The sequence below is a fragment of the Silvimonas sp. JCM 19000 genome (assembly GCF_054652575.1).
Genome location: NZ_BAAIHC010000015.1, coordinates 51,058 through 69,955 on the forward strand (window position 1 = coordinate 51,058; position 18,898 = coordinate 69,955).

Genomic DNA, 18,898 nt, shown 5'->3' on the forward strand with positions numbered 1-18,898 from the left:
ACCAGCCACCGCCTTTGCCCAGGCGACGGGGCCCGGGGCAAAGGCGGTGCGGTGGCGGCGTTAGTTTTTGCCGCTGATCGCGGTCAGCGGCACGTCTTTTAACAAGGCGGCCAGTTCAACCGCCGAACGCACACGCAGCTTGGTATAAATGCGCGCGCGATGTACTTCAACAGTTTTGATGCTGATGGTCAGGGTGTCGGCGATCTGCTTGTTGAGCTTGCCGGCCAGCAGTTCTCGCAGCACTTCGCGCTCGCGCGGTGTCAGGTTATCCAGTTGGTCGGACAAAGACTGGCGCGCTTCCCATTCCCCGCGCTGAGCCTGGTCCTGATCCAGATAGGTCTGGATCTTGCCCACCAGCACGCGGTTGTCACACGGCTTCTCCAGGAAGTCAGCCGCGCCTTCCTTGACTGCCGCCACCGCCATGGCTACATCGCCGTGGCCAGTCAGAAAAATAACCGGCGGCAAATACTCGGTCTGCTTGATGCGGGTAAACAATTCGAGCCCGCTGATACCAGTCATGCGGACATCGATAACCAGACAGCTGAAATCTACGGCTTCGGCTTCTTGCAGAAAATTTTCGGCCGATTCAAACGTGATCGCGGGCCAGCCGCGCGTTTCAAACAGCAAGGTCAGCGCATCGCGCACGGCAATATCGTCGTCGATGATGGCGATAGGTCGCATTACTGGGCTTCCTCGGTCAGTACCTGAGTGGAAAACAGCGGCAAGCGGCAAATAAAACGGGTGCCGCCACCGGGATTAGGTTCTACGGCCAGATGGCCGCGATGTTGTTCCAGTACCGAACGGCAAATATTCAGGCCTATGCCCAGGCCATCCGGTTTGGTGGTGTAAAACGGTTGGAACAAGTCATTGGCCAGCGCCAGCCCTGGGCCACGATCCGCAATCACCAGTTCCAGCGCATTTTGCTCGGAGATGACGCGGGCGCTGACGGTCATTTCGCGCGGGTTATCGCTATTGGCCATTCCGGCCATTGCTTCGAGGCCATTCTTGAGCAGGTTGAACAATACCTGTTCCAGCATCACGTTGTCGCCCGGAAAATCAGGCAAGCCCTCGGGCAACTGCACAATAATACGTGCCTGGGTCTTGCGCACCACCGGCTCCAGCAATTGCACCGGAATCGAAATCAGATCGGCGACATTACAAATTTCGCGACGTGGCGCGCGCTTGGCGGCGAAATCGCGAATGCCACGGATGATCTGACCAGCGCGCCGGGCCTGCCCGCCTATCTTGCCCAGCACTTCGGTGGCACGCTCCAGCATCGGCGGCTGCGCCCCCAGCATGTCTTCTGCAGCCGCGGCATAGCTGCTGATGGCGGCCAAGGGCTGGTTCAGTTCGTGCGCCAGGCTGGATGCCATCTCACCCATACTGACCAGACGCGCCGTGTGCTGCAGTTTTTCGTTTTGCAGGCGCAGGTTTTCCGCGCTTTGGCGCACGTCGGTGATATCGCCAGCGATATCCAGAAACACCGGGCGCCGATCGACCCACTCCACCCGCCGCCGTTGCACGTGATACCAACGGCCGGTGATCGGGTCCTGACATTCCGCCACCAGGCTATCCGCCGGCATCAAGGGCACCAGACAGCACACGCCATCGTCGCTGAGCGGGAACAGATCATCGTGGTGGCGGTTGCGGTACAGCAACTGGCCGCTTGATTCGTCGGTGACCGATACGGCAGATTCCAGGCCTTCCAGCACGGTAAGCAGCTGTTTGCGTGAGGCGGCCAGTGCTTCGCGTTCCTTGCGGATTTCAGTGACGTCATACAACGACGCCATCCAGCCGCGATATTCACCGCGGCCGTCCACCAGGCGCGACGAATACAAACGCACATCAAAGCGCTCGCCATTGCGCCGCATAAAGCGCAACTGATACCCGTTCTGCGGCGTTTGCCCGTCCATGATGGCGCGGTAGGCGGCGGCACAATTGGCCAGCTCTTCCGGCGGCCAGTATGGCATCGGCGGCACGTGGCCCAGCAGTTCAGAGGCGCTCCAGCCCATCATCTGACAGAAAGCGGGATTCACATAAATAATGCGGCCATCCCGGTCCATCGCGCGCAGGCCGGTGGTGAGCGAGTCCTCCATGGCGGAGCGAAAGCCCATCTCGTCACGCAAGGCGATTTCCGCGGCCTGCCGCTCCAGCATACGTCGGCGCAGCATAGCCAACGCCCACCACAACAGCACCAGCAACAAGAACACAGCAGCAAGCAGCCAGACCTGGCGGCTGGCGCGCGGGTTGTCATGCACGCTGGCGCGCAGCTTAAGTTCGTGACCGAGCGGATCAACCCCCACTTCGCGCGTGAGCAAAGAGCCCGGCATCAGCGTGGCATCGGCAGGCGCAACCACATGCCCCTGATCGTCCAGCAAAGCCAGGTCGTAGCGTTGCACCATCCACCATGGGATACGCAAGCGCAGCAATTCAGGCAAGGAATAGGCCGCGACGACGGCGCCGGCATATACCGAGAGATGGTAGAACGGCACCACCAGCACCACCTGCGGCTCTTCCCGCAGCAAAACATTGCTGTACACGGCATAGCCCAACGTTGCGGCGCCATCGATGGCCTCTTGCACCTGGCTATCGTCCAGCGGCGGCAGGCTGTTAGGGCGCCCGGAATATACCGGCAGGCCACCCACGCGCTTGCCTTTGGCGTCGAGATACTCCACCGATAGCAGCTCGGGGTTTTCTTTCATCAGCAGGCTGGCACGCGCGGCAAAGTCGGCTTCGGTCAGGCCGTCGGCAGCCAGACCATAGGCCAGGTTTTCCAGCACGTTCTGATTGGTTTGCAGATGCAGGCGCAGGCCTTGTTCCTGCCACAGCAAATCTTGCGCCATGGTCAGTTCACGGGCGTTCTGGGTCTGGCGCTGATCCAGCCAGGTGTAGCCCGCCAGTGCGACCATAACCAGGCCGATGGCAATGTGGGCCACCAGCCACGGCAACATGGCGTGCCAGGGAAGGAGAAATCGGGGAAGACGCATGGCGGAAGAATAACTGGTTTATCGCAGTCAGCCTTATACAGACTTACCCGCTCACGGCACCAGCGCAAAAAAACAACGCCACCCGAAGGTGGCGCTGCCATTGCTCTTACTTTGAAGCACGTACTGAATGTGCGCCTGAGCGCTCTGGTTGAAGACGGTTGCTGACAACTACCTACTACCGGGTACTTCAGTCGGCGCGTAAGAAGCGCGCTGTAATGCGGCGCAGGGCCGCGGTTTCAGGCTTCAGCTTAATTGCGATTGTTACCGCTGAAGGCCATCAAGATATTGAGCAGGCTGATGAACACGTTGTACACGTCGAGGTACAACTGCAGCGTTGCCGTAATGTAGTTGGTTTCGCCACCGTTAACGATGCGGCTCACGTCCACCAGGATATAGGCGGAGAAGATCAGCACCGCAATCGCCGAAATAGCCAGCGAAGCCGCCGGAATGGCAAAGAAGATGTTAGCCAGCGACGCCAGGATCAGCATGACCACGCCGATGAACAAGAACTTGCTCATGAACGAGAAGTCTTTTTTGGTCACCGTGGCGATACCTGCCAGCGTAAAGAAGATAGCGCCGGTGCCCACAGCGGCCGTACCGATCAGCGAAGCGCCATTGCTGAAGCGCAAGGCAACTTGCAGGATTTGCGACAACCACAAACCCATAAAACCGGTATACGCCAGCAACAACACCACGCCCATTGCGCTGTTCTTGGTCTTTTCGATGGCATAGAACATGCCAAAGCTCACGCCCAGGAACAGGATGACGCCAAACATCGGGGTCATGGCGAAATGCATTGAGATTCCAAGCAGCGCACCCGCGGCGGTGGGCAGCATGCTCAGGGCCAGCAAGAAATAGGTATTACGTAATACCCGGTTGCGCTCGACGGCGTAGGCCGCGCCGCCGTATTGGGCGGGATTGAATTGCATGGTGGTTGACTCCGTTATGATGAACGAGCTGCGTGGCTCGTTTTTTAAGATGGCCGTGCGTTGCAAAAGTTTCAAGCCTGACCGGGAATATTTGTCATGATCAGCTATTTCCGATAGCCGCCAACCAGTTTTCCATATCTTGCCAGCCTGGCCGTCCGGCCCAATGTGGCGCGCCATCCCGATCAATCAGACGCGCGCGCACGCCTTCGCGGAAGTCACCATAACGCACCGCGTGCCGCGCCGCCAGCGTTTCCATGGCGACCACGGCATCGTAATCCAGCGTCGCGGCGCGCTGCGCCAGCAACCAGCCCAGGCGGATGGATGTCGGTGAGCCTGCGCGCATCTGTGATTGTGCGTTTTGCAACCACACGTTGTCGCTGTGCAAAGCATCGATACGGGCCAGAATCGCATCCAGATCATCGCCCGCAACCAGGGCGCGGACTTGCTCGCGCACGGGCTGCCAATGGCCCGGTGGCAGCGGCGGCTGCAGCGCACCGCTGAGGGCATCAACCAGTTGCGACAGCATCTGCGCATCCGCCTGTGGCTGGCCCAGCCAGGTCAGTTCGGTCATGCCATCGCGCAGCAGCTGAAAGCCATGTGCCGGTAGCGCCCAATCGGCCGCGCCCGCCGCCAACGCGTCGCTGGCGTTCAAGCGGGCGGCTGTCAGCAACAAGAATCGCCCTACGCCATCCGCCAATTGATGCAACCAGCTGCTGGCCCCGACATCGGGAAATAAACCGATGGCGATTTCGGGCATGGCCAGTTGTGCCGTTTCGGTAACGATGCGATGGCTGCTGGCGGCAAACAGGCCCCAGCCACCGCCCATGATCAGCCCGTTGCCCCACGCCAGTACCGGCTTGGGATAGCGATGCAGCTCGCGACACAACAGATATTCATTGGCGAAAAAATCATCAGCTTCATGGATGCGCCCTGGCGTCAGCATGGCGTAGTACAACGCCTTGATATCGCCCCCCGCGCATAACGCCCGTTCGCCTACCCCGCGAATCAGAATAGCCACGATGGCGGCATCGTCTTGCCATTGCGCCAGTTGTTGTCGCATCGCCAGCACCATCTGCAAGTTCTGCGCATTAAGGGTGGCGGGGGTATCGAGCAGGATTTCGCCAATCAAGGCGCCGTTACGCGCAGGAATCAGTTCAAAGCGGACCATGCAGCCGTAATGCCATCTGGTTAAGAAGACGCCCAGCTTAACCACGCCGCTGTTGCAGTGCATCCGGGAAGTTACCGACTGCGATGTTTGGACCAGAACAAAAAAGGCGTTGCCCGACTGCGCAACGCCCTCTTTTACATGGTCAAGCTACTTACTGCAGGTTAACCGCCACAATGCCGTGCGCGCCCGCCAGGTCTGGCGCATTGATATACAGCACGCCATTGGCCGAGAGCGCCAGCGAGCCAGCAGCCGGTGTCGACCACAACGCTTGATGCGTGGTCAGGCTGATCGCATAAGTGCGCACCGCCGAGCTGAAGAACACCACATTATTGGTCAGCAACAAGCCGCGCAGACCTTTGGCGCTGCTAGTGGCACTGACGCCCACTTCCTGAGCGGGCAGTGTCCAGGTCCACAGCACCGTACCTGCCATTTCGTCGCGCGCCTGCAGTGTGCTGGTGGCGGCGTCATAGGCATAGACCACGTTATTGCCGACTGCGACAGTCGAAGCGAACTGGCCGTTAGCGGTCCAGCGCGCGGTGCCGGCCGTGATATCCAGATCGCCCAGCTGACGTACGCCCGACGTGTCGGCATCGCCCAACACCACCAGCGAATTGGCACTGCCCAGCACGGGTGTGGATTGCGAAGCGCCCGGGCTGCTTGCCACGGTAAAGCCACTGATATTGACGGTGCGGCTGGCGGTACCCGTGCTCTTGTCCAGCACCTTCAACTGCCAGGTGTTCAGGCCGGCATTGCTCCAGGCATAGATATTCTGGCCATCCAGCGTCGGCGCCCAGTTGGCAAAGTTGTTGTACAGCGCGGTCGCGTAATTGACCGCGCCAGTGCTGGCGTTGCCGCTGATCAGCTTGCCGCTGTAATCGCCCACATACACCGTGCCGCTATCGATGACCGGCGTCAGGCCCAGACCGGTCGAAAACGTGGTCGAAGCGCTGGTGGTTGTGGCGACGGTCGCGCCGCTGGCGTTGCTGACATTCCACAAGCCGTAGTTGGTCACACCGCTCAGGGCGTCAATGCCCAGTACATAGACCGAGCTACCTGCAGTGGCCGGTGCCGCAATCGGGAAAGCGGCAAAAGTGCGCGACCATGCCAGGTTACCGCTGGCCTCATCCACCGCTTCCAGCTGATTGCTCGAATTGACGTAGGCGCGGCCAGCGCCGGTCACCACCACTTGCGGCGACAGCGAGGTTTTATCGATGGTTTGCGGATCTTGCCAGGCCCAGCGCGTGCTGAAGTGGCTGGCATCAACCGTTACCGGCACGTAGCCGTTGTGCGCATTATTGCCTTGCAGCGTGCTCCAGTCGGTCGCCCCGCTCAGTGCGCTCAGCGTCGTCAGATGGCTGCCGAAGCCCACCGAAATCTGATAGGGAAATTTGACCGGAAAGCCGCTCAGAGACGCGCTGCAGCTGGCGTCGCTACAGACATTCAGCGTAACGGTACCGCTGTAATAACCCGGCAGGATCTGCGCATTGCTGTTGAGGGTGACATTCAGCGTGTTGCCAGAAACAGTCGCGCTGGCGGCGCTGCTGAGCAGATCGCCATCGGCGCTGACTTGCAGCGTGGGGTTGGCGGGCAATTGGCCGCTATAGGTCAATGCGGCCGGTATCGGTGTGCTCTGCCCTTCGACCACCGTTGCCGCCAGCACAGTCGGCGGCGTTACGCTGCCACTGCCGGGTGCGGGCGTTGGCGTTGTTGTCGGGCTGGGCGTCGGCGTGGTGCCGCTCGAATTATTGCTGCTGCCATCCCCACCCCCGCCACCACATGCCGCCAAAGCGCTCAGCAACAGACCTGCGCACAGCGTGCGCGCTGCGTTATTTTCCATATCGCTATCCCCACAAGATGTTTTGTGTACTTACATGCGTGGTAATGCTATACGAAAAATACAAACGCGTAACAGTCAGTTACATAAATATTTCTGTGTATGTCAGTTGACAGCAACGACGGCCACATCGCCGGTGCGCTGGGTGCCTTGCGCTTATTGCTTGTGGCGCGGATTGGCGTCGGGAAAAGTCATTTCGCTGTATTTCACCAGCTTGCCGCCGCGTGCAATGCGATACCCCAACCAGATCAACAGAAACACCGGAATACCGATATAGGTGGCCAGCACGCCGATCCAGTCGATCTTGTCATGCAGAAAAGCCTGGTAGTTCTGTCCGAGCGTGATGACCAGACACAGGCCAAAGGCAAACATCGGCCCAAACGGGAAAAAACCCGAGCGATAAGGCAGTTCGCGCAGATCCCGGCCCTGCGCCACATAGCCTTTGCGAAACCGGTAGTGGCTGATGGCAATACCCAGCCATGCAATAAAGCCGGTCATGCCCGAGGTATTCAGCAGCCACAGATAGACCTGTTGCTTACCAAACATCGACGTCAAAAAGCACAGGGCAGCGACCACGGTCGTGGCATACAGCGCATTGCGAGGCACGCCATTGGCGGACAGCTGCGCAAAGATGCGCGGTGCTTTGCCGTCCTGCGCCAGGGTGTAAAGCATGCGGGTGGAGGCATACATACCCGAGTTACCTGCCGACAATACCGCCGTCAAAATCACCGCATTCATGACCGCCGCCGCAAAAGCCAGGCCGGCGTGGCGGAACACCAGCGTGAACGGGCTGACCGCAATATCGCTGACTTCGTTTTTGAGCAGGCTGGGGTCGTTGTAGGGGATCAGCAGGCTGATCACCAGAATCGCAAAGATATAGAACAGCAAAATGCGCCAGAACACCTGGCGAACGGCGCGTGGAATATTCTTGCCCGGATCTTCCGATTCGCCCGCGGCTATGCCGATCAGCTCGGTGCCCTGAAAAGAAAACCCCACCACCATTGCCACGCCGATCAGGGCGGCAAAGCCACCGGCAAAGGGGCCGTCGCCCACGCTGAAGTTATGCAGGCCAGCGCTTTCGCCGCCGTGGATGATGCCAAAGATCATGGCCGTACCCAGCGCGATAAACACGATGACGGTGACCACCTTGATCAGCGAGAACCAGTATTCCGCTTCACCAAAGCCTTTGACCGAGACGTAATTGATGCCAAACATGATGGCAAGAAACAGCGCGCTCCAGATCCAGCCGGGCGTGCCGGGAAACCAGTAGTTCATGACCAGTTGCGAGGCGACCAGGTCGACGGCAATCGTCACCGCCCAGTTGTACCAGTAGTTCCAGCCCAGCGCGAAGCCAAAGCCTTCTTCGACATAATGCGCGCCATAAGTGGCAAACGAGCCCGACACCGGCATGAAGGCAGCCAGTTCGCCGAGGCTGGTCATCAAGAAATAAACCATCAGGCCGATCAGCGCGTAGGCCAGCAAAGCGCCGCCCGGGCCCGCCTGCGAAATGGTGGCGCCGGAGGCCACAAACAGGCCGGTGCCGATGGAACCGCCAATGGCAATCATGCTCAGGTGGCGGGCTTTGAGTTGCCGATGCAGCGCGGGCTTGCGGTCGGCGTTGGGGGCAGGAGTCATCAGCTATCGTTTTATTTAAACAAACAAGGGGCGGGATTTTAGCAAAATCCCGCCCCTCGGTGCGATCTGATTTCCGGCTAAGGCCCTGTATTCAAATCAATAATATGCACATGTCCTGACTATCTGGTCGAAACGACAGGGCCGAGCGCGCAATCAAGCCGTGCCGCCCACGGTCAAGCCGCCATCTATGCGCATAGTCGGCTGGCCTACGCCCACCGGCACGCTCTGGCCTTCTTTGCCACAAGTGCCTACGCCAGGGTCGAGCGCCATGTCGTTACCGATCATCGAAACGCGGGTCAGCACATCCGGGCCGTTGCCGATCAAGGTGGCGCCTTTGACCGGATATTGCAGCTTGCCGTCTTCCACCCACCACGCTTCCGAGGCCGAGAATACAAACTTGCCGCTGGTGATATCGACCTGGCCGCCACCAAAATTAACGGCGTACAGACCGCGTTTGACTGAGGCGATGATTTCCTGCGGATCGCGATCGCCGCCCATCATCAGCGTATTGGTCATGCGTGGCATGGGCAGATGGGCATAGGATTCGCGCCGACCATTGCCGGTCAGCGGCATATCCATCAGCCGCGCGTTCAGGCTGTCCTGGATGTAACCCTTGAGGATGCCATCTTCAATCAGCACGGTGCGCTGCGTTGGATTGCCTTCGTCATCGATATTGAGTGAGCCACGGCGGTCGGTGATGGTGCCGTCATCCACCACGGTCACACCGGGTGCTGCCACGCGTTCGCCCAGGCGATCACTAAAGGCCGAGCTGCCCTTGCGATTGAAATCGCCTTCCAGACCATGGCCTATGGCTTCGTGCAGCAGGATACCTGGCCAGCCATTGCCCAGCACCACCGTCATTTCGCCAGCCGGGGCCGGGCGCGCGGTCAGATTAAGCACCGCCAGCGCCACAGCTTCACGCGCATAGGTTTCGATGATCTCGTCACTGAAATAAGCGTAATCAAAACGCCCCCCGCCACCGGCGCTACCTTGCTCACGCCGGCCGTTTTCTTCAACGATGACGTTCAGCGACAAGCGCACCAGCGGGCGCACATCGGCGGCGCGATGGCCATCGTGGCGCGCAATATAAATAACGTCGTATTCCGAGGCCAGACTGGCCATGACTTGCACCACACGCGGGTCCAGCGCGCGCGCAATCTTCTCGATTTTTTCCAGCAGCGCTACTTTTTGCGTGGCGTTCAGGCTGGCCAGCGGATCCACCGGCTGATACAGCGCGCGGCCCTGGCCTTGTTTGACGAGGGCGGCGGTGCCATTACCGCCCTGGCGGCCGATGGCACGGGTGGCGCGTGCGGCTTCCAGCAAAGGCGCAAAGCCGATTTCGTCCGAATAGGCAAATGCGGTCTTCTCGCCCGAAACCACGCGCACGCCAACGCCCTGATCAATCGAGAAACTGCCTGATTTGACGATGCCTTCGTCCAGACTCCAGCCCTCTGAGCGTGTGCTCTGAAAGTACAGATCGGCGTAGTCCAGATCATGCTGCATCATCTCGCCGAACACGCGCTCAAGTTGCGCTTCGTCCAGTTGATATGGGGCCAGCAGGGTCGATTGGGCGGTTTGCAGGATGCTCATGCCGGGATTCACTTTTCAAGAATTGCGGGGGCGACAAGCAGTCAACATGCCATCGCCATGATGATTTCACAAGCCACGCTTATAGCATGCGGTGCTGCAGCGCTGGCAGAATCCGCCGCACGCGGTCTTGCTGGCTGGCTTTGAGTTCGGCCAGCACCACGCCTTCACCCTTGTCTTGCTGCGCCAGGATCACGCCCCACGGATCGACGATCATGCTGTGGCCATGGGTTTCGCGGCCGGTGGCGTGCATGCCGCCCTGACCCGGCGCAATAAAGAAACACTGGTTTTCGATGGCGCGCGCGCGAATCAGCGGTTCCCAATGCGCCTGGCCGGTGGTGGCGGTAAACGCCGACGGCAGCAACCAGATATCCACCGGCCCGGCCGAACGGAACAGCTCGGGAAAACGCAGATCGTAGCAAACCGCCAGGCCAACCCGACCAAACGGCGCATCAAACGTCACCACGTCCTGGCCAGGCTCGATGGTGTCGGCTTCGGCGAATTTTTCTTCGCCGTTATCAAAACCAAACAAGTGGATCTTGTCGTAGCGCGCCACGCGATCGCCGGCCGGGTTGTACACAAGCGTACTGTTGCGCACTTTGTGGTCGACCTGGCTGACCAGCGGCGCCGTGCCCCCCACCAGCCAGATACCGTGGCGGGCGGCGGTTTGTGCCAGAAAATCCTGGATCGGACCGTGGCCGTCTTGTTCACGCACCGCAATCTTGTCGCGCGGATCACGGCCCATGATGGCGAAATATTCCGGCAAGGCAATCAGGCTGGCACCCTGCTCCGCCGCTTGCGCAATCAAACGTCCGGCCGTAGCCAGGTTTTGCGCCACATCGGGCGTCGAAATAATCTGTATGGCTGCGGCGGTCAGTGTCTGCATGGCGGTTCCTGAAACGGATGGCGTTTACTGGGCTTTGCGCAAATTACCCAGGCTGGGACGGGTTTCCTGCACGCGCTCGATACGCGGGTCTTTGATGGTGCCGGTGATGTCATATTCATAGGCGATCAACTGGCCGAGCGGGTCTTTCAGCGCACGTTGCAGCAAGAACACTGCCGCCCCGGCAACCGGATTGAGGATGGTGGTGGCCACGGCCACCGAGTCCCCGATCACGGGCACGATGCGCACATGTACGTTCTGGGTACCTGCCTCAAAATTAGTCTCGCCGCGGAACAACACCTGCGCCGCCGAGCCCGCAATCACCAGATTATTGGTGCGTGCCACACCCCGTTCAATATTGGCATCGCCTTTGATGCTGTCGAATTCAAAGCCATCCGAGAACACATCACGAAAATCGAGGCGTACCCGCCGCGAGAGCGACTGCAGGCTCAGTATGGACAGCAAGCGCCCGGCGCCCGGATCAATTTTGGCAAACTGGCCGGCGCCGATATCCACCGCCAGCGAACCCTGCATGCTGTTGAAATCCGGCGGAAACGGCTCGCCGTCCCATGCGGCATCGCCGCTGATCTTGCCGGGCGCGCGCTTGAGTGTGTCGGGATAGCCCCAGCGCGTCAGCAGTTTGCCAAAGTCGCTGCTTTCCAGATTCATGCGGGCGCTGACGCGCGAGCGACCCGCCTTCTGCGTCCACAGCCCGCTCATGGCAAAACGGCCGTCGGGATTATCGATCGACACATTGTTAAGCCGCCAGTTGTCGCCTTGCTGCACGCCATCGACCGCCAGTTTGCCCAGTGGCACATCGTGGTAGCGGAAGTCGTCCACCGTCAGATCCAGCGCGGGCAAGGAATGCAGCGGAGAGGTTTGCGCGGGGGCATTGCCGACGCTGGGTAGCGGCATCCACACCCGGCTCAGCCGCGCCGAGACTTTGCCTTTACCCTGGCTATTCCAGCTGAACTTGCCCGCCAGTTCTTTGGCATTGACCTCGCCATTCCAGCTATCGCCGCTACTACTGGCTTTGAGACGGAATTCGCTCAGCTGCTTGCCCCAGCCGCCAAAGTGGTCAAACGCGACGTCGATGGCGGTAATGGGCGGGGCACCTGTGTTACTGGCGTCATCCTTGGGTTGCAGCGCCAACCAGTCTTGCAGATTGATCTCGGGCCAGCCGCCCACCAGCGCCAGGCCGCTACGACCGGCTGCGGACGGCGGCGCGCCCGCGCCGAGGCTGATGCTGCCGCTCAACTGACCGTTGCTGGCCGCACGCAGCAAAGCGCCCTGCACGGTGCGATCGTAATCAAAGTCGATATTGCTGCCATTCTTGTCGCCCGCCACATGCACCCGCAGCGGCCGCGTGCTGTTGGCGGCCTTGCCCACCGGGGCGGGAAAGTCGAGCGAAACGCCATTCAACGGCGATTGCACGCTCAGATCATATTTGCCGGCCCACGCCTTCATTTGCGCCTGCCAGCTGGCCGTGCCGTGGATGCGAGCGATTTCGGCCAGATCAAAATGCGTGGCCAGTTCCGCCACCGGGGTACGCCCGGACACACTGACATTCAGGCTGCCATCCTTGCCGGTGCCGCCGTTGACCACCACATTGCCGCCCAAGGCCTGGCCCGCCGCATCCTTGATGGTCATTGATTTTTCCGTAAAGCCGAGCTGGCCGCTGGCATTGCTCAGCGCGGGCACGCCGCTACCAAAATCCAGGGTATTGGCGGCAAACTGATAGTGGCCATCTACTTTGCTGGCATCGACATTCTCAACCGGAATTTCCAGCTTCAGGGCCAGGGCGCCATTGCCTTGCGCGTGCAGATTGTCGGTATAGGCCCCGGCCAGCTTTTGCAGCGGCGAGGCCTGCACAAACTTGATGAATTCGGGCGTGGGGCCACTGGCATGGCCATCCACCAGCACCACCGCGTGTTCCAGATCGGGAATGCTGACGCTGACATTGCCGGTCTGCGCGCCCAGGATTTGCCCGCGCGTGGATTTGATCAGCATGGCGTTGCCGTGAAAATCCAGCGTGCCGTCAATATGGTTGATATCGGGCCAGCCCTGCGCGTAATTGAGCGTGGTGTCTTGCGCCGCTGCGGTAATGCGGAAGATGCCTTTTTGATCGCCTACAAACGGAAAATCATGCAGATTGCCGTGCACCGTAGCCCGCCCGCCCATGGCCCGGCCCTGCTTGAGTGAGGTCTTGAGCCATTCCAGCGTGGCGTCGCCCACCCCACGTGGCAGATAGGCATACACGCGGTTAGCCGCCACGTTGGTAATGCTGCCATCCAGATCGATCCGGCCCGGCCCGGCGTCATGGCCCGGCCACGCATATTTGCCCGCCACGTCGATGCTCATATCGCGATTGCTCAAATGCACCGAATCCAGCGCGATATCCCAACCCGCGCCTTTGCGCTGCCAGTGGGTGGCCATATCCAGCCGCTCCAGCTTGATTGGCTCCACAAACTGGCTGGGCAAATCCAGCGCAAATTGCGGGCTACCCAGCGAAGCGTGGCCGCCCTGATCGTCAAAATCGGTACTCAGATTAACCGGCCCGGCTTGCGGCAGCACGCCAGGCCAGCGCAGCGCCAGCCCGCTGATCACCACTTTGCCGTGATAGTGCTGCGGATCATCCCAATCGCCCTGCCACGCAAACTCGGCCGTGCTGACCTGGCCCGCCATCGAGCCATCCGGAATCCGCGCCAGCAGGCTTTGCGGCAAACCGGCGCGTAGTTCGGCCAGATGATCAAGCTGCCAACCGGCAAACGACACCGTGCGCTGGCCTTTGGCGCTTTGCGTGTATTGGGCGCTACAGGGTTGGCATACGGTTCCGGCGGCGGTGGTCAGTTGGCGGCCATCAAAGCGCAGCGTTTGATTGCGATCTTGTTGGTGCCAGCGCAAACGGCCATCAAAGGTCGGCACCGACAGCGTGCGGCCACCGTAACTGGCCAATAGCCGCTGCACCTGCATATCCAGGTCGGCATCCTGCATCTGGCCATCGCCAAAGCTGAACTGGGCCTGGCCTTGCGCGGTGCCTGCCAGTTGCGGAATCGGGCGGACATCGGGCGGCAACAAGGTCCACAGCGTGCCCAGATCAAGGCCCGGCAGCGCCAGCTGCATCTGGCCGGACCAATGACGCCAGTCGGCCACGTCGCTGCCATACCAACTGCCGGAGGCGCTCAGGGTGCGGGCCAGGTTAGTGGCCGGGCTGGCCGCCAGATTGAAACGATGGCGACCGAACAGTGATTTGATTTGCAGATGCAGATCGTGCGCCTCAAACACGGGCGCGCCGCTCAGCAGATCCTGATAGCGCACGCTGCCGCCATTGATGTCGACTTCGCGCTGGTTAAGCAACCAGTTGAGCTGGGTGTTATCACCGCCACCGGCCCGCGGTTCGACAGTAAACCCGGCCACATGCCACACGCCCTGCGCATCGCGCAGCACATCCAGCGCCGGGGCCTGCAGTTGCAAGCGGGCAAAACGCAATTGCCATGCCGCTAGCGACAGCCACGACACCTCGGCATCCAGCGCGTCCAGCTTGAGCGCGGGCACGTGATCGCGATTGCTGACCACCAGGTGTTCAACCCGAAATGAAGGCTGCATGCCATGCCAGCCACCCGAGAGCTGGCTGAAGTCCAGATAGCCGCCGGTGCTGGCATGAAACCGCGCCTGCAACAGCGGCCGGAAATCGTTAAGGCGCGGCAAAACATAAAACTGCCAGCCCAGCGCGGCCGTCAGCAAAACCAGGCCCACGCCCAGCAGCAGGCGCAACAGCAGGCGATAGTGCCAGTGCAGAAACGCCGATACTCGCTGGCGTACAGTCAGGGCGGCCGATTTGAGGGCGGTAAGACGCGGCATGGATGGAACGGCGGCCTGGCAAGCGTTAAAGGGGATGTCCGGCGCAAGCGCGAACGTGGGATATTGTGCCGGGATGCGAGCGTGCAGTGCAGCAGAAATTCAGTATCCGCTTTGTTTACGCCACGTTTCGCCGGCCCCGTGCGCACGCAATGCCGAGCTGGTGCTTTGCAATGCGCTCACGCTGCGGCGCGCCGGGCTGTTTACAATGCACTAGCGCCGCGCCGCCCGTAGCCGGGCTCCGGATTCTACCCGCCCCCACCAAGAGTGTCAGGATGGACCCAGTGAACTGCCCCACCCTTAATGCCGGTCTGCAACATAGCCGCTATCTGCAACGTGTTTTTACGCGCGATCCGGCCTTGGCCGAACATACCGCCGCCACGCTGGCGCAGCCGTTCAGTCGCGCGGCGATGGAACACGCGCTGGCCGGGCTGGCACACGACGAAGACAGCGTGGCACGCCAGCGCCTGCGTGCTTTGCGCACCGCCGTGATGGCGCGGCTGATCTGTCGTGAACTGGCCGGGCTGAGTAATCTGGACGAGGCCGTCACCACGGTCAGCGATCTGGCCGAAGTCGCCGTTGCCGCCGCCTTGGCCAATGCGCAAGTGCAAACCGAAGCACGCTACGGTCAGCCCATAGGCGAAGAAACCGGCACGCCGCAAACGTTGATTGTGGTGGGCATGGGCAAGCTGGGCGGTCGCGAGCTGAATGTCTCGTCCGATATCGATCTGATTTTTGTTTATCCCGAAGACGGCGAAACCACAGGTCCGCGCACGATCAGCAATCATGAATACTTTGCCTATGTGGGCAAAGCGCTGATCCAGCTGATTGCCCACCCGACCGACGATGGCTTTGTATTCCGGGTGGATATGCGGCTGCGGCCATTTGGCGACTCCGGCCCACTGGTCTCCAGCTTTGCCGCGCTGGAAAACTATCTGCTGACGCAGGGCCGGGAATGGGAACGCTATGCCTGGATCAAAGGCCGCGCCTTGACCGGCGATGCCGAAGCGTTGATGCAACTGGTGACGCCGTTTGTTTATCGCAAATACCTTGATTACGGCGCGTATCGCTCGATGCGCGAACTGCATAGCCAGATCCGCCATGAAGTCCTGCGCAAAGACCGGCACGACAATATCAAACTGGGGCCTGGTGGCATCCGCGAAGTCGAGTTTATCGGCCAGGTGTTTCAGCTGATCCGCGGCGGCCGCGACAAACCGCTGCGCGAGCGCCCTACCCGCACCATTCTGAATGAACTGGCGCGCCAGGGCCTGGTGCCGGCCGATGCGGTGCGCGAATTGCTGGGCGCGTATACCTTTTTGCGGAATGTCGAGCACCGTTTGATGTATATCGACGACGCGCAAACGCAGATGTTGCCCACCGGCGACGATGACCGCATGCGGCTGGCACGTAGCATGGGCTTTGTGGCGTGGGATCAGTTCTATAACACGCTGGCCTACTGGCGCAGTCTGGTCAGCCGCCACTTTGAGCAAGTCTTTACCGCGCCGCAAAGCGAAGACGAAAACCATCCGCAAGCTGCCTTGTGGCAACACGCGCAAGAAGGCGAAGGCATAGATCCGCGTCTGGCCGACCTGGGCTACAAAGACCCGCCCGAAATCCGCCGCCGCCTGGCCGCGCTGCAAAACAGTGGCCGCTACCAGCAAATGCCGGAGCGCAGCCGCCAGCGCATGGACAGCATTTTGCCGCCGCTGATCGAGGTCGCCGCCGGATATCCCAATCCGGACGCCACGCTCAGCCGCATTCTGGATCTGCTGGAAGCCATCAGCCGCCGCGAGTCCTATCTGGCGCTGCTGGCGGAACATCCGCAAACGCTCAAGCGCCTGGCCGGCCTGTATAGCGCCAGCGACTGGGTGTCCAGCTATCTGACCCGCCACCCGATCTTGCTGGATGAACTGCTTGATGTGCGGCTGTTGTACCAGGCCCCCGACTGGAGCGAGCTCGGCCGCCAGTTGCGCGCGCAAATGGACGAGCACGCCGACGACACCGAAGCACGGATGGATTTGCTGCGGCATTTTCAGCACACGCAGGTCTTCCGCCTGGTGGCGCAAGACATCGCCGGGCTGTTGCCGCTGGAAACGCTGTCGGATCATTTATCTGATCTGGCCGATTTATGCTTGCAGGTGACCCTGGAGCAAACCTGGCGCGATCTGAACAAAAAGCACTGCGAAACCCCGGCTTTTGCGGTGATTGGCTACGGCAAACTGGGAGGCAAAGAGCTGGGTTATGCCTCGGATCTGGATCTGGTATTTCTGTACCAGGACGAGCATCCGGACGCCAGTGAAACCTATGGCCGCTATGCCAAGCGCGTGGTGAACTGGCTGACCACGCTGACGCCAGCAGGCTTGCTGTATGACGTGGATTTACGGTTACGGCCGAATGGGGCTTCGGGCTTTCTGGTGTCCAGCATTGACGCGTTTATCCAGTACCAGAACGAGGCCGCGTGGATGTGGGAACACCAGGCGCTAAGCCGGGCGCGTTATGTGGCGGGCGCTGGTGCGGTGGGCAAGGCGTTCGAGCGGGTGCGCTGCGAAGTGCTGCGCCGTCCGCGTGATATCGCCGCCTTGCGCGCCGAAGTACGGGATATGCGCCAACGCATGCTGGAAACGCATCCGGACAAACCCGACGACGTTAAACATCGCCGTGGCGGCATTGTTGATGTGGAATTTATCGTGCAGTTTCTGGTGCTGGGCTATGCGCAGCAATTTGTTGATCTGACCGCCAATCGCGGCAATATCGCGCTGCTGGGCACCGCGGCCGAACACGGCTTGATTGAACAATGGGCGGCCGAAGATGCGCGCGTTGGCTACCGCGAGCTGCGCCGGCTGCAACACAAAAGCCGACTCAATGGCACCGCGCCCAGCGCAGAGACACTCGAAGGTCTGGGAACCTATATGGCCAGCATCCGCCACTTGTGGCAAACGCTGTTTGAGGACGACGCCGAAGCGTGACCAGGCACGGGTGACTCGGCTTCCCCGCCATGATCCACCTTTCGAAGCCAATGATTGCGAGTGCTGCGGCCGAGGATGCCACTTTGGGCGGTGGGTCCAGACCCACCCTATAGGGACGGCGCGGGCATAGGGTGGGTCGTGACCCACCTTTCAAAGCCAATGATTCGGAGTGCAGCGGCCGAGGATGCCACTTTGGGCGGTGGGTCCAGACCCACCCTATAGGGACGGCGCGGGCATAGGGTGGGTCGTGACCCACCATTCAAAGCCAATGATTCGCAGTGCAGCGGCCCAGGATGCCACTTTGGGCGGTGGGTCCAGACCCACCCTATGGGGAAGGCGCGGGCATAGGGTGGGTCATGACCCACCTTTCAAAGCCAGTGATTCGGAGTGCAGCGGCCGAGGATACCACTTTGGGCGGTGGGTCCAGACCCACCCTATGGGACGGCGCGGGCATAGGGTGGGTCGTGACCCACCTTTCAAAGCCAGTGATTCGGAGTGCAGCGGCCCAAGACGCCACCCAGGTCAAACTGGAAACGTGCAGTACTCGATCGCTTCCTGGCCCATGGGCAGATAAGGCTCCAACCAGACCATTTCGGATTTGACGTGCGCGATCAGCGCAACCACGTGGCGCGGATCGGTGTTATTGGCAAACCACAATTCCTTGCGCCAGACCTGATCACCCATCACCACGGTCTGCATGCCGGGCGTTAATTCATCTTGTGATTTGCCGGTACAGCCGTAACCGACCGCGGCCAGCATCTCGCCCACTTCTTCTACCGCATCGGCCACTTCGATCACAAAGGCTGACATGCCGGGTGAAAGTTGCTGCAAGTTTACAAAAATGCGGGTGTCCAGCACGTAGCGCCGCGCCAGCTCGGACAAACAGTGGGGACAGGAAAAAGCGATCCGCATCAGCGAGGCGTCGTGCGTATCCGGCACGGGCAAACCCGGCTGGGCCTTGTGGCCACAGCGGTAAACCATATTGACGCCTAGTCGATCCATCTCCCTGGTCCTGTTGGTTTTGTAGTTTGTTGACAAATACTACGACTAA

At 60.6% G+C, this 18,898-nt stretch carries 11 protein-coding genes; 1 reads left to right on the forward strand and 10 read right to left on the reverse strand.

The features are described 5' to 3' along the window. Positions 1-60: 60 nt before the first annotated feature. The 9 genes from ACYQ1A_RS14120 to ACYQ1A_RS14160 form a co-directional block, all read right to left on the reverse strand. A complete protein-coding gene (locus ACYQ1A_RS14120) occupies positions 61-681 on the reverse strand; it encodes a response regulator transcription factor (RefSeq protein WP_499362961.1) in 621 nt (206 codons plus the stop codon). Then, the gene (locus ACYQ1A_RS14125; RefSeq protein WP_499362963.1) at positions 681-2,951 is read right to left on the reverse strand and encodes a PAS domain-containing sensor histidine kinase; all 2,271 of its coding nucleotides are present in this window, start codon (positions 2,949-2,951) and stop codon (positions 681-683) included. Before ACYQ1A_RS14125 ends, ACYQ1A_RS14120 begins: the two co-directional genes overlap by 1 nt. Before the next feature lie 284 nt (positions 2,952-3,235). After that, positions 3,236-3,916 carry a Bax inhibitor-1/YccA family protein gene (locus ACYQ1A_RS14130; protein WP_499362965.1) on the reverse strand — a complete coding sequence of 227 codons (681 nt, stop codon included), beginning with the start codon at positions 3,914-3,916 and terminating at the stop codon, positions 3,236-3,238. 100 nt (positions 3,917-4,016) lie between these two features. Continuing rightward, entirely contained in the window at positions 4,017-5,084 is a 1,068-nt protein-coding gene (locus ACYQ1A_RS14135) for an enoyl-CoA hydratase/isomerase family protein (protein ID WP_499362967.1), read from the reverse strand. A 151-nt stretch (positions 5,085-5,235) separates the two neighbouring features. Then, on the reverse strand, positions 5,236-6,921 hold the full coding sequence (locus tag ACYQ1A_RS14140; RefSeq protein WP_499362969.1) for an outer membrane protein assembly factor BamB family protein: 1,686 nt from the start codon (positions 6,919-6,921) through the stop codon (positions 5,236-5,238). A 153-nt stretch (positions 6,922-7,074) separates the two neighbouring features. Then, the gene (locus ACYQ1A_RS14145) at positions 7,075-8,553 is read right to left on the reverse strand and encodes an amino acid permease (RefSeq protein WP_499362972.1); all 1,479 of its coding nucleotides are present in this window, start codon (positions 8,551-8,553) and stop codon (positions 7,075-7,077) included. A 153-nt stretch (positions 8,554-8,706) separates the two neighbouring features. Further along, on the reverse strand, positions 8,707-10,143 hold the full coding sequence (gene tldD, locus ACYQ1A_RS14150) for a metalloprotease TldD (RefSeq protein ID WP_499362974.1): 1,437 nt from the start codon (positions 10,141-10,143) through the stop codon (positions 8,707-8,709). Between the two features lie 79 nt (positions 10,144-10,222). Next, positions 10,223-11,026 carry a carbon-nitrogen hydrolase family protein gene (locus tag ACYQ1A_RS14155; RefSeq protein WP_499362976.1) on the reverse strand — a complete coding sequence of 268 codons (804 nt, stop codon included), beginning with the start codon at positions 11,024-11,026 and terminating at the stop codon, positions 10,223-10,225. A gap of 24 nt (positions 11,027-11,050) precedes the next feature. Beyond that, positions 11,051-14,884 carry a YhdP family protein gene (locus tag ACYQ1A_RS14160; protein ID WP_499362979.1) on the reverse strand — a complete coding sequence of 1,278 codons (3,834 nt, stop codon included), beginning with the start codon at positions 14,882-14,884 and terminating at the stop codon, positions 11,051-11,053. A 272-nt stretch (positions 14,885-15,156) separates the two neighbouring features. Between ACYQ1A_RS14160 and glnE the strand changes: the two genes are divergently transcribed. Beyond that, positions 15,157-17,847 carry a bifunctional [glutamate--ammonia ligase]-adenylyl-L-tyrosine phosphorylase/[glutamate--ammonia-ligase] adenylyltransferase gene (gene glnE, locus ACYQ1A_RS14165; RefSeq protein ID WP_499362981.1) on the forward strand — a complete coding sequence of 897 codons (2,691 nt, stop codon included), beginning with the start codon at positions 15,157-15,159 and terminating at the stop codon, positions 17,845-17,847. Between the two features lie 522 nt (positions 17,848-18,369). Here the strand turns inward: glnE and ACYQ1A_RS14170 are convergent. Beyond that, positions 18,370-18,849 (reverse strand): hypothetical protein, encoded by a 480-nt coding sequence (locus ACYQ1A_RS14170; RefSeq protein ID WP_499362984.1) that lies wholly within the window; start codon positions 18,847-18,849, stop codon positions 18,370-18,372. Positions 18,850-18,898 lie beyond the last annotated feature (49 nt).

Bases quoted from the DNA above. Each gene is read 5' to 3' on its own strand.
- ACYQ1A_RS14120 (WP_499362961.1), bottom strand. From the start codon at position 681: ATGCGACCTATCGCCATCATCGACGACGATATTGCCGTGCGCGATGCG.
- ACYQ1A_RS14125 (WP_499362963.1), bottom strand. From the start codon at position 2,951: ATGTTGCCGTGGCTGGTGGCCCACATTGCCATCGGCCTGGTTATGGTC.
- ACYQ1A_RS14130 (WP_499362965.1), bottom strand. From the start codon at position 3,916: ATGCAATTCAATCCCGCCCAATACGGCGGCGCGGCCTACGCCGTCGAG.
- ACYQ1A_RS14135 (WP_499362967.1), bottom strand. From the start codon at position 5,084: ATGGTCCGCTTTGAACTGATTCCTGCGCGTAACGGCGCCTTGATTGGC.
- ACYQ1A_RS14140 (WP_499362969.1), bottom strand. From the start codon at position 6,921: ATGGAAAATAACGCAGCGCGCACGCTGTGCGCAGGTCTGTTGCTGAGC.
- ACYQ1A_RS14145 (WP_499362972.1), bottom strand. From the start codon at position 8,553: ATGACTCCTGCCCCCAACGCCGACCGCAAGCCCGCGCTGCATCGGCAA.
- tldD (WP_499362974.1), bottom strand. From the start codon at position 10,143: ATGAGCATCCTGCAAACCGCCCAATCGACCCTGCTGGCCCCATATCAA.
- ACYQ1A_RS14155 (WP_499362976.1), bottom strand. From the start codon at position 11,026: ATGCAGACACTGACCGCCGCAGCCATACAGATTATTTCGACGCCCGAT.
- ACYQ1A_RS14160 (WP_499362979.1), bottom strand. From the start codon at position 14,884: ATGCCGCGTCTTACCGCCCTCAAATCGGCCGCCCTGACTGTACGCCAG.
- glnE (WP_499362981.1), top strand. From the start codon at position 15,157: ATGGACCCAGTGAACTGCCCCACCCTTAATGCCGGTCTGCAACATAGC.
- ACYQ1A_RS14170 (WP_499362984.1), bottom strand. From the start codon at position 18,849: ATGGATCGACTAGGCGTCAATATGGTTTACCGCTGTGGCCACAAGGCC.